The 12,872-nt window shown below is 63.2% G+C and carries 14 protein-coding genes; 9 read left to right on the top strand and 5 right to left on the bottom strand.

Going from position 1 to position 12,872, the window contains the following annotated elements:
- The first annotated feature begins 12 nt into the window (after positions 1 to 12).
- From HPY44_16650 to HPY44_16620, 7 genes are all read left to right on the top strand, one after another.
- On the top strand, positions 13 to 717 hold the full coding sequence (locus tag HPY44_16650; GenBank protein ID NSW57642.1) for a glycosyltransferase family 2 protein: 705 nt from the start codon (positions 13 to 15) through the stop codon (positions 715 to 717).
- Positions 718 to 729: 12 nt separating this feature from the next.
- Entirely contained in the window at positions 730 to 1,665 is a 936-nt protein-coding gene (lptC, locus tag HPY44_16645) for an LPS export ABC transporter periplasmic protein LptC (protein ID NSW57641.1), read from the top strand.
- A 31-nt stretch (positions 1,666 to 1,696) separates the two neighbouring features.
- A complete protein-coding gene (locus HPY44_16640; protein ID NSW57640.1) occupies positions 1,697 to 2,257 on the top strand; it encodes a hypothetical protein in 561 nt (186 codons plus the stop codon).
- A gap of 216 nt (positions 2,258 to 2,473) precedes the next feature.
- Positions 2,474 to 3,193, top strand: coding sequence for an LPS export ABC transporter ATP-binding protein (gene lptB / locus HPY44_16635; protein NSW57639.1), 720 nt, complete (start codon positions 2,474 to 2,476; stop codon positions 3,191 to 3,193).
- Between the two features lie 35 nt (positions 3,194 to 3,228).
- Positions 3,229 to 4,329: a YjgP/YjgQ family permease gene (locus tag HPY44_16630; protein ID NSW57638.1), complete on the top strand. Its 1,101-nt coding sequence runs from the start codon at positions 3,229 to 3,231 to the stop codon at positions 4,327 to 4,329.
- 331 nt (positions 4,330 to 4,660) lie between these two features.
- Positions 4,661 to 6,157 (top strand): DUF3084 domain-containing protein, encoded by a 1,497-nt coding sequence (locus HPY44_16625; GenBank protein ID NSW57637.1) that lies wholly within the window; start codon positions 4,661 to 4,663, stop codon positions 6,155 to 6,157.
- Positions 6,154 to 6,588, top strand: coding sequence for a pre-16S rRNA-processing nuclease YqgF (locus HPY44_16620; protein ID NSW57636.1), 435 nt, complete (start codon positions 6,154 to 6,156; stop codon positions 6,586 to 6,588). The genes HPY44_16625 and HPY44_16620 overlap by 4 nt, the downstream gene beginning before the upstream one ends.
- Here the strand turns inward: HPY44_16620 and HPY44_16615 are convergent.
- Positions 6,576 to 7,424 carry a sugar phosphate isomerase/epimerase gene (locus HPY44_16615; GenBank protein ID NSW57635.1) on the bottom strand — a complete coding sequence of 283 codons (849 nt, stop codon included), beginning with the start codon at positions 7,422 to 7,424 and terminating at the stop codon, positions 6,576 to 6,578. The genes HPY44_16620 and HPY44_16615 overlap by 13 nt on opposite strands.
- Before the next feature lie 110 nt (positions 7,425 to 7,534).
- Here HPY44_16615 and HPY44_16610 point away from each other — a divergent pair, with 110 nt between their 5' ends.
- The gene (locus HPY44_16610; protein NSW57634.1) at positions 7,535 to 8,323 is read left to right on the top strand and encodes a sugar phosphate isomerase/epimerase; all 789 of its coding nucleotides are present in this window, start codon (positions 7,535 to 7,537) and stop codon (positions 8,321 to 8,323) included.
- A 71-nt stretch (positions 8,324 to 8,394) separates the two neighbouring features.
- Here the strand turns inward: HPY44_16610 and HPY44_16605 are convergent, their stop codons facing one another.
- Positions 8,395 to 9,273 (bottom strand): HAMP domain-containing histidine kinase, encoded by an 879-nt coding sequence (locus HPY44_16605; GenBank protein NSW57633.1) that lies wholly within the window; start codon positions 9,271 to 9,273, stop codon positions 8,395 to 8,397.
- 186 nt (positions 9,274 to 9,459) lie between these two features.
- Positions 9,460 to 10,137 (bottom strand): HAD family phosphatase, encoded by a 678-nt coding sequence (locus HPY44_16600; GenBank protein ID NSW57632.1) that lies wholly within the window; start codon positions 10,135 to 10,137, stop codon positions 9,460 to 9,462.
- A gap of 77 nt (positions 10,138 to 10,214) precedes the next feature.
- Between HPY44_16600 and HPY44_16595 the strand changes: the two genes are divergently transcribed.
- Positions 10,215 to 10,997: a sugar phosphate isomerase/epimerase gene (locus HPY44_16595; GenBank protein NSW57631.1), complete on the top strand. Its 783-nt coding sequence runs from the start codon at positions 10,215 to 10,217 to the stop codon at positions 10,995 to 10,997.
- A 13-nt stretch (positions 10,998 to 11,010) separates the two neighbouring features.
- On the opposite strand, the gene HPY44_16590 is transcribed toward HPY44_16595, so the two are convergent.
- Complete coding sequence (locus tag HPY44_16590; GenBank protein NSW57630.1) at positions 11,011 to 11,775, bottom strand: YdcF family protein; 765 nt, start codon at positions 11,773 to 11,775, stop codon at positions 11,011 to 11,013.
- Positions 11,776 to 11,805: 30 nt separating this feature from the next.
- Positions 11,806 to 12,840 carry a phosphoribosylformylglycinamidine cyclo-ligase gene (locus tag HPY44_16585; protein ID NSW57629.1) on the bottom strand — a complete coding sequence of 345 codons (1,035 nt, stop codon included), beginning with the start codon at positions 12,838 to 12,840 and terminating at the stop codon, positions 11,806 to 11,808.
- Positions 12,841 to 12,872 lie beyond the last annotated feature (32 nt).

The following is a 12,872-nucleotide window of genomic DNA, read 5'->3' as shown; positions in this document are numbered from 1 at the left end:
TAGACTGCCGACATGGAACTCAGCGTGGTGATTCCCGCTTACAACGAGATAGCGACCATCGACGAAATCGTCTCCAGAGTGCGCGCGGTGGATGTGCCCAAGGAGATCATCCTTGTCGACAACTGCTCTACCGACGGCACCCGCGAGCGAATCCAGGAACTCGCGAGCCAACCGGGCATCCGCGCGATTCTGCAAGAGCGAAACATGCGCAAGGGCAACTCTGTCAAAAGGGGTATCGCCGCGGCGCAGGGCGAGTTCATCATCATCCAAGACGCCGATCTGGAATACGACCCACAGGATTACCTGGTTCTTCTCGAAGCCGCCCGCAAGCCCGAGACTTTCGCGGTGATCGGGTCCCGCATTAGAGGGATGAAGGCGCGCGGGGAGAAGCTCCCGCCGGGGGCGTTTTCCCTCGGGCGCGAAGCGATCAATGCATTCTTCCGAATCCTTTTCTGGAGCGGGTTGACGGACATCGCCAGCTGCTACAAGCTGGCCCGGCGCGAAGTCTTCCAGGGCCTGAACCTGCGGAGCAATAGTTTCGACCTGGACTTCGAGATCGCCGCGAAGTTCGTCAAAGGGGCCCGGCGCTCGGGCAAGCGCGTGGCCGAAATCCCCATCCGCTATTCTCCCCGCACCATCCGTGAGGGCAAGAAAATCGGTTGGCGTGACGGCTTCGCTGCCCTGTGGACCATCCTGAAGTTCCGCTTCATCGATTGAGGCCCAGCGCCGATGAGACCACGCGTAGCGTACCTGGTGGCGGCGGCCGCCGTGCTGTTGTCGATAGGGGTGGTCTGGCTGGCCACCCGACAGCCAGGGACGCCTGCCGGAGATGACAGGGGCAGGCCCGTCGCAACGAAGAAGCCGAACGACCTGGAGCGCATCCAGGTCGAGTTTGAAGGGCTCAAGCTCAACGAGTATGACGACCAGGGCAAACTCCTGTGGCAGGTGAAAAGCCGCGGCAGCATTGCCTTCGACCGCAAGACCATGCGCGCCACCGGGACCGATATTCTGTGGGAGCTGGCTCGGGGCGCTGAGGAAAAACTGGAAGTCCGCGCCGAGCAGTTCGTCATTGATATGAAGAATCGCGCGGTCCGGTTCGCTGACGGGGTGGAAGCCAAGTCCACGGTGGGAGGGTCGTCTTTCGCCTGCGAGAGCCTCGACTACAACATGGGCACGCAGGTGCTGGAGGCATCCGGCCCTGTAACGGCGTCGTACGCGGGGTACGACCTGAAATCCGGCAAGCTTGTGGCTGAACGGGCTTCAGACATGATCACGCTGTCGGACACGGTGACGCTGCAGTACCAGGGCTACTCAGTGAAGTGCGGGCAGGCCACAGTCGACAGCGACACAGCGGTGGCTACGCTCACGGGCTCTCCGACGCTGGACGGCCACGGATACCATGCGCGCACCGAGAAGGCGATATTTCGCCGCAAGGACGGCCGCCTGGACCTCAGCGGCGGCGTGAAAGTGACCCACGAGAACATCACCGCCGAGGCTCCCCGGGCAAGAGCAACCAACGACGGCAAGAACTGGGAGCTGTCCGGCGGCGTCACACTGAAGGGAAAGGGCGTCACAGCCACGGCCCCGAAACTCATCATCGATGCGAAGAGTGGGACTGCAACGTTCCTGGGCAAGGTGACAGCCCGGGCTCGGGTGCCCAGGTAAGGCAGTTCCGTCTGACACGGAGGAAATTCGCATGAGACGCGCACAACGCATTACGACAGCGATAGTGACAGGCTTGCTTCTGATCACCTCCGGCCTCGCCCTGGCAGCCGAGAAGCAGACCCAGCAGGCGACTATCACGGCGAACCGCAAGGCGACGTACAACTGGAAGACCGGAGAGATCGAGTTCTCCGGCGGCTGCAGGGTGGAGATCAAGGGCGAAGACAAGTCCGTCATGACTTCCGAGCGCATCAGCGGGAAATTTAGCGCCGATGGGAACAGGATCGAGCGCATCACCGCTTCCGGCCCCGTGCATTTCGACATCACCGAAGCCAAAGACACTGAGGGCAGGCAACGGATCATCACCGCGGACTGCAAGGGAGACGCGCAATTCTTGGGCGATTCGCGTATCGTGAAGCTCACCGGCGGCGCCGAGGCCGTCATGAGCACGATCCCGCAGCCGCCCAACAGCCAGCCCGCGAAACTCACGGGCCAAACGATCATCATCGATATGAACACGTTCGACGTGACCGTCGAGGGCCCGGTGCACATGGAAGTTGAGATTCCGCCGACCACGAGCGCGCCGCAGCAGTGAGCGGGCGACTTTTCAGGCCGGGCTTGGCCCAACTATTGGGGACTGGCATCGGGGATCGGGCCGTGTCCCAGCCCGGTGCCTGAACCCAATGCGACGCAGCCGTCAGCTGCTCGGGACCGAGTACAGGCATGCGCCTCGCAGCCACAAGCGGTTGCGGAGCGACGCCAGTCCTCCGGTCTGCCGTTGTTGTCTACTCTCTCCCGGGAACCTGTTTTCATGCCGCTGGAAGCCATCGAACTGAAAAAGAGCTACCGCGGGCGCGAGGTCGTCCGCGGCGTCAGCTTCACTGTGAACCGTGGTGAGATCGTGGGCCTTCTCGGACCGAACGGAGCCGGGAAGACCACCAGTTTCTACATGACCCTGGGCCTCGTGCAGTCTGATTCAGGCCGCGTCCTGCTTGAGGGCGAAGATCTCAACGGCCTGCCCATGCATGTACGCTGCCGCAAAGGCATTGGCTATCTTGCACAGGAGCCCTCGGTTTTCCGCAAGCTCACGGTACGCGAGAATCTGCTGTTGATCCTCGAACTCCAGGGCTTGTCCCGGGCCGAGCAGTTCGACCGTGCCGACACGCTCCTGGAGAAATTGGGCCTGTCGGCTCTTGCAAACTCCAAGGGGATGGTGTTGTCGGGGGGCGAGCAGCGTCGTGTCGAGATCGCCCGGACTCTGTGCACCAACCCGTCCTACATCCTGCTGGACGAGCCTTTCACCGGCGTCGACCCCATCGCCATTGAAGACATCCAGAACATTGTGCGCGGCCTGAAGGATGAGGATACGGGCATCCTGATCACCGACCATAATGTGCGCGAGACCCTGGGAATTACGGACCGGGCGTATATCATATCGGATGGGATCATTCGCACCCAAGGCTCCGCGGCTGACTTGCCCCACGATCCCATTGCGCGCAAGTATTACCTGGGGGATCGCTTCCGCATGTGAGCGCCGTGGTATCCGGCGCACCCAGGCTGCAACTCATGAAGATCATCGACCGCTATATAGGAACACAGTTCGCGGGCCCCTTCCTGGTGGGGGTGGCCGCTTTCGTGGCTATCCTGCTGGGCGTCGGCCCCGTATTCGATGCCGCGCGACTCGTGGTGCGCGACGGGTTCCCGCTCGCTCTCGTCCTCCAGGTCTTCCTCCTGCGAATCCCCTCGATCATCGCACTGACGCTGCCCATGGGCACCGTTTTTGCCGCGCTGATGGGTTCGGGCGAGCTTTCAAGCCACGGCGAGATCGTTGCTATGCGAGCGGGCGGGATCAGCATCTGGCGTCTTGCCACCCCCGTTGTCTTCGCCGGAATGTGCATCACGGTCCTGGCATTCCTGTTCAACGAGGCCATAGGTCCGGTCTCCAGCGCGAAGGCGTCAGCCCTGCTGCGTGAGTACGTGCTCACAACCCGAGATGTCGACGAGCCCATGGTGCTGCGGATACCCGACCGCGGCGAGGCAAAGCTTCTCGTTTATGCCGACCGCCTCAGCGTCCGCGAGGGCCGGATGTCCAACGTCACCATCATCGAATTCAAGGGCAAGCGTGCGCCGGACCTGTATTTCGCGGAGTCGGCGCATTGGGACGGGAAGCAGTGGGTCATGCGCAACGCCCAGCACCGGTGGATGACAGACAAGGGTTACGCGGAAGTCGTGAGCGAGACCGCGCGGGCGCCCATAGGCAAGTCCCCGGAGGAGATCCGCTCCGGCGGCAAGCGAAAGCCCGAGGAATACACGCTGGCCCAGTTGCAGGCCGAGATCAAGCGCCTCGAGGACCCCGAGAGCGCGCCTCCCGGCAATCGCAACCTGCGACTGACATTCATTCAGCACCTGCACCTGCGCTTTGCGGTGCCATGGGCCGCGATATGCTTCGCGATCCTCGGGTTCCCACTGGGCATGAGGCCGCAACGCACCAGCACCGGCGTGGGCTTCGGCATCTCGCTGGCGATTGTTTTCGTGTACTATATTGTGTTCAACGTGCTTCGAGCTTTCGGCGAGCAGGGGGCATTGTCGCCACTAATCGCTGCGTGGCTGCCCAATGCCGTTGTCTTGTCGGTGGGCTTGGGGCTCATGTACGACGCATCACGGTAGCCGGGCCCTCTAGCGGGTGCATTTCAGTCTCTTGGGTATTTGCACGTCGTCTGATCGCGCGCCCGAGAGCATCTGGAGCTCCCGGGAGGGACTCCGGCCTCACAGCCCGCTTCGCGAGCGGTGAGGCCGCGGCAGCGACCCCGTTCGTTGCGGGATACAGCCGAGGAAAGCGAACAGACCTCGGCTGAGACGACTCGCCTGTTCTCGGGGGACACACCTCCCTGCCTGCCGTTGCCCTTGCCGTGGACTGGTTTTCCGCGTATCCTGCCGTCTATACTGGCCGCACCGGTGTCAAGTGCGGGACTCTGCAGTCCCGGGCGGAACTGCCCAAATGTCGCCGAATCTGCTGATCGCCCTCATCGTGCTGCCCCTCGTGGGCGCCCTCATTGCCTGGGCGGGTGACGTCATCGGTTACCGCTTGGGCCGCAACCGCCAGTCCTTGTTTGGCCTGCGGCCCAGGATGACCGCGCGCCTCGTTGCGGTGGCAGTGGGTGCTGCCCTGCCTCTTGCCGGCCTCGGGTTCGCCATGTCCGTGAGCCAGGATGCCCGCGACGCGCTCTTGCGTATCCGCCAGCTTCGTGAGCAGGCTGAGACCCTGAAGGTTCGTAATGCCAATCTCAGCGCGAAGATCGAGCGTGCCGAGAAGGATGCGCGCGATGCCCGCCTGGAGGCGGAAGATGCGACCGCGAAACGCGATGAGGCAGCAGCGCAGCTTTCCACCACACGGGGCGCACTGGGGGCGAGCCAGGCGGCCCTGAGCCGGACCCGTGATTCTCTTCACGCCGCGCGACAAGGGCTGCAGGCTACCCGGAAGAACCTGTCGGGCACCAAGAGAAATCTCGAGGCAGCCCGCGCATCACTCAGAATCGCCCGCGAGGCCCTGGCAGACGCGCGCGAGCGACTCACCACCACACAGGGCGATCTTTCGTCGGTGCGTGCCGACCTGGATCAGACCAAAGGGGAACTCGAAACGGTCTCAAAGGAACTGGACAGTGTGTCCAAGGAACTCATGAGCAGCCAAGCGGAGGTTCACAAGATACAGGGACTGCGAAGGGAAATTGAGCTCGCCGAGGAGCACTTGGGCGAACTGGACGTGCAACTGGCCGAGGCCCGTGAGACGGTGGAACGCTATCGCCGCGAGCGGGAAGCGATTATGGACCAGCAGGTCGCCTATGAGCCCGGAGCGGAGCTCGTGCGGGGCATCGTAGAAAGCCATTGGGCTCCCGAACAGCTTGAGGCGATCATCCGCGAACTGATCAGCTATGCCAGCCAGGCGGCGGCAAGCCACGGCATTGCGCCCGGGCCTACGGGCAGGTCGGTCGAGGTGGTGTTTCCCCTGCCTCCCGGCCGAGCTCATCCCACCGAAGCAGACATTGTGCAGGAAGTGGTCAACCGCATCTCCCAGGCAGACGAGCCCGCTTACGTGGTAATCGTCAAAGCTTGGGACGGCGCCTTTGACCGGCAAGCGGAGCCGATGACGGTCGAGTTGTGGACCGCGCCCAACAAGGTGATTTTCCGGCCCGGTGAGACTGTGTTCTCCACCGTCATCGACGGCAGCCTCTCCCGCGGCTATGTGTTCCGCAGGCTGTGGCAGACGGCGCGGCAGGTGCGTAATATCGCGGCTGACCGGGGCATGCTCCCAATCCCGCAGACTGGTCACTATCTTGAGATTCCGGCGGAGGAGCTGCTGGATGCCCTCGATGAGATACTCGAGATCGGGGCGCCAACCCGAGTGGACGTCGTTGTTGAGACTGAAGCCCGCGTCGCGCAGCGCACAGATGACCCCATGCTGGTACGCCTGGATGTGGCAAAGGTGAGCGGCCAGTGACCGTCCGGCCGCATTGCCTCCTCGCGATTGACCCGGGCAAAGCCAAATGCGGCCTGGCGGTCGTCGCCCTCGACGGCTCCTGTCTCGACCTGAGCATTTCGCCCAACGTGCGCTTGGCCGCTGATGTCGCCGATCTCATCGCCAGGCATTCCCCGTCGCTGATTCTCGTGGGCGACAGCACGGGCCGGGGGCTCGTGCTGGAAATGCTTCCAACCGTGGGCATTCCCGTTCAGGTTGTCGCGGAACGCGGCACCACTCTTGGCGCCCGGGCGCTGTATTTTCGCGATCACCCCCCACGGGGGTTTGCTCGCCTGATCCCGACGGGAATGCGGGTCCCTCCGCGGCCGGTGGATGACTACGCGGCCCTGGCCATCGCGCTGGACTGGTTACGTTCCCACCCGGAGGGCATCACAGCGGATCAGTCCCCCTGAGTCAGGGGCACCCCGGCTTTCTCCGCGCACCGCCGCAGATACTCCGCGTTCGCCCTCATGCCCACTTCAGGCCCCGGGAACTCGGGCTTCCAGTACTTCTCGTATTCATCGCTTAGGTATCCCTGGAAGCCGGAACGATGCAGTTCCCGGAGTACTTCCGTCCAGTCGATGATCCCATCCTCGAGCAGAACCGTGGTGTGTCTCCCTTCCACCCACACCAGGTTCTTCACGTGGCAGTGCAGTATGCTGCCGCCGAGCAGGTCGATGACTTCGCGCGGCGACTCGTCCCCTGCCACCACGTTCCAGTAGAAGTCCAGCAGTACTCCTACCATCGGGTGATTGACCCGGGCGATGAACTCTGCGGTTTCCTCGGCGGACATCGCCAGCGTGCCAATGTGGTTTTCGACGGCAAGGCGAACCCCGTGCTCAGCGGCAACATCACCGGCCCAGCGCAGCCCGTCGACGGTGCGCGCCAGGATGTCACTGCGCTCGCGGCCCTCCACCGGCCAGACTCCCGCCATCGCCCGCACGAGGCCGCAGTCCATCCACGATGCTGCGCGCGCCGCAATCTCCAACCCGGCCAAGGTCTGTATGGAGGATTCATCGGTGCCGAAGTCTCTGTAATATGGGGTCAGGCAGGCGATGCCGATGCCCTTTCCTCGCGCATAATCGGCCACCGCGCGGGCGTCTGCTTCCCCAACCGCTTCCAGGCAGAGATGACCGTCGACGGCGCAGCGGATCTCCATGGCATTCAAACCGAGTTCCGCGAAGAGATCGGCGGATTCGTAGACATCATATCCGGGCGTCCCCATGGTGTGCCCGCAGAGCCTCATCATCGAAAAGCATCTCCCCTTTGTGCGAATGGTGGAAGGTTATGCTCGGGCCCCGTGGAAACCTCCCGGTGAGGCCGTACACCTCTGGCCAATCGAGAGAGGGAGACTGAGCTGTGAAGAAATCGATCTACTACGGTTCGGTAATGCCCAAGCTAAGCGACGTCGAGCGCATGAGGCTCTGCGCCGAAGCCGGGTACGACGGTGTGGAGATCCCTCAGTACGCAACGCAGGAGGAGACCGAGGCGGCTGCTCAGGCCGCCAGCGACGCGGGGATTCACATCCACAGTGTCATGTGCAGCACACATTGGGGTTTCCCGCTGTCCAGCACCGACGAGGAAGTGCGGGAGAAGGGGGTCGAGGGGGTCAAGGACGCGTTGCGCGTGGCCAAGTGGGCGGGCGCCGACGTGGTTCTCGTGGTCCCAGCCGTGGTGAACGATGACGTGTCCTACGCCGCAGCCTATGAGCTGAGCCGCAAGAGCCTCTATGAGGCCCTGCCAACTGCGGAAGAGCTTGGCATCACAATGGCCCTGGAGAACGTCTGGAACAAGTTCCTGCTGAGCCCGCTGGAGTTCCGCGATTACATCGACGATTTCGGCCACGAGCTGATCAAGGCGTACTTCGACGTGGGCAACATTCTGCTCTATGGGTACCCGCACCAGTGGATCGACATCCTCGGCGAGCGCATCGTACGGGTACACGTGAAGGACTTCGATGTGAACACCCGGCAGTTCGTGGCTCTGCTAACGGGCAGCGTGGACTACCCGCGGGTAGTCAATGCCCTTCGCGGCGTGGGTTACGATGGGTATCTTACCGCTGAACTGGCCGTCTATCGCCAGTATCCCGAGCAGTTCGTCTTCGACACCGCCCGGCACCTTCAGTGCATCATCGACAGTCCCGCCTGACGATCATCTTCCACAAGCAAGCGAGCCCGGGCGCAATCGACGCCCGGGCTCGTGATTCCCATCGGATGCGCTCAGCCGGCGTACCGGGTCGGGCGCGTTTCCGCCCCTTCGAGGTCGTCTTGCGAAGGCGCAGAGGTCTCGTGCACGATTGGGAGCGTGAACCAGAAAGTGCTCCCCTCCCCCGGTTTGCTGATCACGCCCATCTCGCCGCCCTGGAGTTCGACAAGACGTCTGCTCAACGGCAGGCCGAGGCCTGTTCCGTCGGCCATGCGCGTGGCGGCCTCGGTACGCTCAAATGGCTCGAAAACGCGTTTCTGGTCCTCTGGTCGGATGCCGACGCCCTGATCGGTGACGCTGACACGGACATGCCCATTCTCACTCGCCGAATGCACTCGGACGACGGACCCCGCCCCGGAGTACTTGGAGGCGTTGGAGATGAGGTTGAACAGGACTTGCTTGAGCCGCCTGTCGTCCGCAAGGACCAGAGGATCGGCAGGGTCCGGGTCGAAGCGCAGGGACACGTCATACTCACGTGCCAGGCCGCGACTGATCAGGGCGACCTGCTCGATCGCCCGGTTGATGCGGACCGGCTGCACGTCGACTTGCAGCCGCCCGGCATCGATACGGGCGATGTCGATCACGTCGTTGATCAGGCCCAGCAGGTGCTGTCCCGCTTCGGCGATGCGGCTGACGAATCGCTGCTGTTCCGAGTCCAGAGATCCATACGAGGTGTCGGCAAGCAGTTCCGCGAAACCATTGATCGCGTTGAGTGGCGCCTTCATTTCGTGGCTCAAGCTTGCCAGGTACAGTGACTTCTCGCGGCTCTCTCGCTCAAGAGCCTGCGTTAGGCGTTCAAGCTCCGCGACTCGGGCGCGCAGTCGGCGGATCGTTTCAGCTGGGGATTCGTGATGGTGCTCTGTGGTCAGCTTACGGGCCGTTGGCTGAGACATTGGGTGCCGCTCAGTACTTTCTCCCCCCTGCTCTCCATCGTGCGTCAGGCAGGCGAGCACAATACTGCCCTTTTGTCTATAGTCTCTCGTAGCAATTATAGGCTCTCATGGGGGCTCTGTCAACGCAATAGCCGCAGACGTTCACAATTCCGTTTCGGAATAGCTGCCTGACTTCAAGGCGCGACATCACCGAGCTCCGATGAGTTCGGCCAGAGCCGGAATGCTTACCTCAGCAAGGCTTGTCACCACGCGGTCCGCGGCGCGCAACTGGTCGGCATCAACCGAGCTGGTCACCGCCACGCACCGCATCCCGGCGGCTTTCGCCGCTTCCACACCCGCCGGAGCGTCCTCGAAAACCACGCAACGCGCAGGAGCGATGCCCAGGCGTTCCGCGGTCACCAGGTATATCTGGGGATCCGGCTTCTTGCGGGTGACATCGTCTCCGGTGATCACGGCGTCGAACCAGTCGAGTCTCAGCCCGGTGCCCTCAATGACCGGAAACTGCTTGTCTTTGTTGCCCGAAGTCGCGATTGCCAGGAGTATCTCGGGGCTTTCGCGCCCAGCTTGCACGAGTTCGAGCACTCCAGCCATCGCGGGCAGGGGAGCATCGCGCAGGAGCCTGAAGAAGTTGTCTTTCCGTCGCTCAACAGCCGCAACGGTGTCTATGCTGACCCCGTACTTCTCGGCCACCCCCTCCACGTATCGCTCATCGCCTGTGCCCACGAAGGCCCGGAAGTCCTCCGCTTGCACTGTGACGCCGTACAGCTCCTTGAACATCAGGACGCTGGCGCGGGCATTGAGAGCCTCTGTGTCCGCGACCACGCCGTCGACGTCAAAGATCATCGCCCAGGTTGTCTTCCCCATCGCCACTCCTCTGCCGGCCGTGCCGGTGAAGGGATTTCCAGCCCCGGCCGAGAACAGGTGGGCCGGAGGTGGTTGTCTTGCCGGGACCCGACATTCTCATCAGTTGCCTGCATTACGACTGGGACACGCCCGAGGAGGCGCTGGACCGCGCCTGCAATGAGTTCGGACTGCAAGGCGTGGAGTTCTCCTGGCCCCATCCGGCATTGGACGAGGCGTGCCTGTCCATGCTGAGCGTCTTGGCGGCGGATATGGGCCTTGCGCTCTCCGTTCACGTCTGGGGCGACCTCGCCCGGTCAGGTCCGGATGCAGGAGGCGAGATGCTGGCCGAATGGCTGCGCATCTGCAGGATCGGTGGGTTCGGCCAGGTTGTGCTGCACGGAGGCAGCCACGTCGATCAGGCCACCGGACTGGCTGTCACCCGGCAAGTCTTGCAGGCCGCCCTACCAGCATACGAGGCTGCAGGCGTGGTGATCTGCCTCGAAAACCATTACGCCTACACTTACCACGACAGCCGCGAGCTGTTCAGCACACCCACCGAGTTCCTCGAGCTCTTCGGGCATCTGCAGAGCCCGTGTCTCCGCTTCCTGCTGGATTTCGGGCATTCCCACATGAACGGGAACACCGAAGAGATGCTGCGGGAGTTGTCGCCGTGGCTTACCAACACCCACCTGGCCGACAACCGAGGCGTGGACGACGACCATCTCGCCTTTGGGCAGGGAACGCTGCCATGGGAGCCCGTTCTGACCCTGTGTCGCGACCTGGGCTATTCCGGGCCTTTCACAGTAGAGTTCCCGGTGCGCGAAGAGACGATGGACTGCTTTGTCGCCTGCAAAGACACAATCCACCGGCTGTACGCCTAGCACTGCGCGCGTATTAGAGATACCCCTTCAGGCTGTAGATCAGGAGCCCCCAGTATTCGCGAATGGAGTGGCTCGCATCCGCCAGGTTGTTGATGTTCGGCATCAGGGACATCAGATCGTACGGGGCACTCTGGGTGCGAAAATCCACCGGGTACGGGACGGGATACACCCCGACTTGGTGGAAGCATCCCATGGACCGGGGCATGTGGAATGCCGACGTCACGAGCAGCACGGAAGTCCGGCCTTCGGCGCGCAGGATGGTGGCGGTCTCCACGGCGTTCTCGCGGGTATTGCGCGACCGCCGCTCTGCCCGGATCTGCGCCCGCGGGACCCCCAACTTCTCCGCGTACTCTGCAAGCCAGGGTGCTTCCAGGCGCGAGGAGTCAAACAGGCTCGACGTACCGCCGGAGAAGACCAGTGCGGCGTCCGGGTACTTCTTCGCGAGGATGACTCCTTCGATGAAGCGGTCCGCGGCGGAACCGAACTCGAGGCGCTCCGGGAGCGATGTGGCGAGATCTGTCGCTCCGCCCAAGACCACGATGGCGTCGACGCAGGCAGGCAGAGCAGTCCGCGGAAACTGCTCTTCAAGCGGGCGGGTGATCAGGTCGGCAACCGGGCGAGTGCTCAGGGCGTACATGCCGAGAAGAGCGGTCCAGAAGCAGACCCACGCCGCGCGGGGACGGCGCCTCACGAGGAACGCGAAGGCCGCCAGAAGCAGCAAGACCTGAGTGAAGGGCAAGCAGAGCCCTCCCAGGATCTTCGACAGGGGGAAAAACATGGAGTTGGTCTCCGGGCCGTTTGGGCCCTCTCAGACCAGCCGCACCTTCTCGCAGTCGCCCTCAATTCGGCCGATCTCGTAGACTGTCTCTCCGCATGCCTCAAGCGCCGCGCGCATGGCACCTGCCTTGTCGGGACCGCAGATGGCCACCATCCCGATGCCCATATTGAAGGTTCGGTACATCTCGGGCTCATCGACATTGCCGATGCGGCGGATGAGGTCGAATATGGGTGCTCGCGGGAAACTCTCCTTCTCGATCACCGCGCACAAGCCGCTGGGAATGCACCGGGCGACGTTGTCCGGAAGGCCGCCGCCGGTAATATGGGCCAGCGCATGGGGCACAATCCCGGCATCCAGCGCCGCCATGATCGCCGGGGCGTAGAGCCGCGTGGGAGTGAGTAGGGCTTCGCCCAGAGTGCAGCCGAGTTCCGGAAGATGCGTGTCGACGGTGTAGCCGCCGATCTCCAGAAGCACCTTGCGCGCCAGCGAGTATCCGTTACTGTGCAGGCCGTCCGAAGCGAGGCCCAAGACCACGTCACCACACGCCACCTGGGAACCGTCGATGATCTCCGAGCGTTCCACCACACCCACGGCGAACCCCACGAGGTCATACTCGCCGGTCTTATACAGCCCGGGAAGCTCGGCCATCTCGCCGCCGAGAAGCGCGCAGCCCACCGTCTTGCAGGCCCGTGCGACCCCGGTGACGAGGGCCGCCGTCTGCTCAGGGTCCCGCACGCCGCTGCCAACATAGTCCAGAAACAGCAGAGGCCGCGCGCCCTGACAGACGATGTCATCCACGCACATGGCGACGCAGTCCTGGCCGATGGTGTCGTGCTTGTCCATGGCGAAGGCTATCATCAGCTTTGTGCCAACGCTGTCGGTGCCTGCGACCAGGACCGGGTCCGAGTAGCCCCGGCCCAGAGCCATCATCCCGCCGAAATCCGACAACCCGCAGATCACCTGGTCGGTGTAGGTTTCACGCACGGCGTCGGCGAACAGACTCGCGGCCTTGTCCTGGGCCTCGATATCCACTCCGGCATCCTTATAGGTCACCTTGCGGTCCATCCGGCGCACTCCCGTATGCCTCACAGGCGGCG

This window comes from Armatimonadota bacterium, assembly GCA_013314775.1.
Classification (GTDB): Bacteria; Armatimonadota; Zipacnadia; order Zipacnadales; family JABUFB01; genus JABUFB01.
Note: the sequence above shows the minus strand (reverse complement) of the source record. Positions and strands in the feature narration are given on the sequence as shown.

Excerpts from the sequence above, each read along its gene's own strand:
- HPY44_16650 (NSW57642.1), top strand. The coding sequence starts at position 13 with ATGGAACTCAGCGTGGTGATTCCCGCTTACAACGAGATAGCGACCATC.
- lptC (NSW57641.1), top strand. The coding sequence starts at position 730 with ATGAGACCACGCGTAGCGTACCTGGTGGCGGCGGCCGCCGTGCTGTTG.
- HPY44_16640 (NSW57640.1), top strand. The coding sequence starts at position 1,697 with ATGAGACGCGCACAACGCATTACGACAGCGATAGTGACAGGCTTGCTT.
- lptB (NSW57639.1), top strand. The coding sequence starts at position 2,474 with ATGCCGCTGGAAGCCATCGAACTGAAAAAGAGCTACCGCGGGCGCGAG.
- HPY44_16630 (NSW57638.1), top strand. The coding sequence starts at position 3,229 with ATGAAGATCATCGACCGCTATATAGGAACACAGTTCGCGGGCCCCTTC.
- HPY44_16625 (NSW57637.1), top strand. The coding sequence starts at position 4,661 with ATGTCGCCGAATCTGCTGATCGCCCTCATCGTGCTGCCCCTCGTGGGC.
- HPY44_16615 (NSW57635.1), bottom strand. The coding sequence starts at position 7,424 with ATGATGAGGCTCTGCGGGCACACCATGGGGACGCCCGGATATGATGTC.
- HPY44_16605 (NSW57633.1), bottom strand. The coding sequence starts at position 9,273 with ATGTCTCAGCCAACGGCCCGTAAGCTGACCACAGAGCACCATCACGAA.
- HPY44_16600 (NSW57632.1), bottom strand. The coding sequence starts at position 10,137 with ATGGGGAAGACAACCTGGGCGATGATCTTTGACGTCGACGGCGTGGTC.
- HPY44_16590 (NSW57630.1), bottom strand. The coding sequence starts at position 11,775 with ATGTTTTTCCCCCTGTCGAAGATCCTGGGAGGGCTCTGCTTGCCCTTC.
- HPY44_16585 (NSW57629.1), bottom strand. The coding sequence starts at position 12,840 with ATGGACCGCAAGGTGACCTATAAGGATGCCGGAGTGGATATCGAGGCC.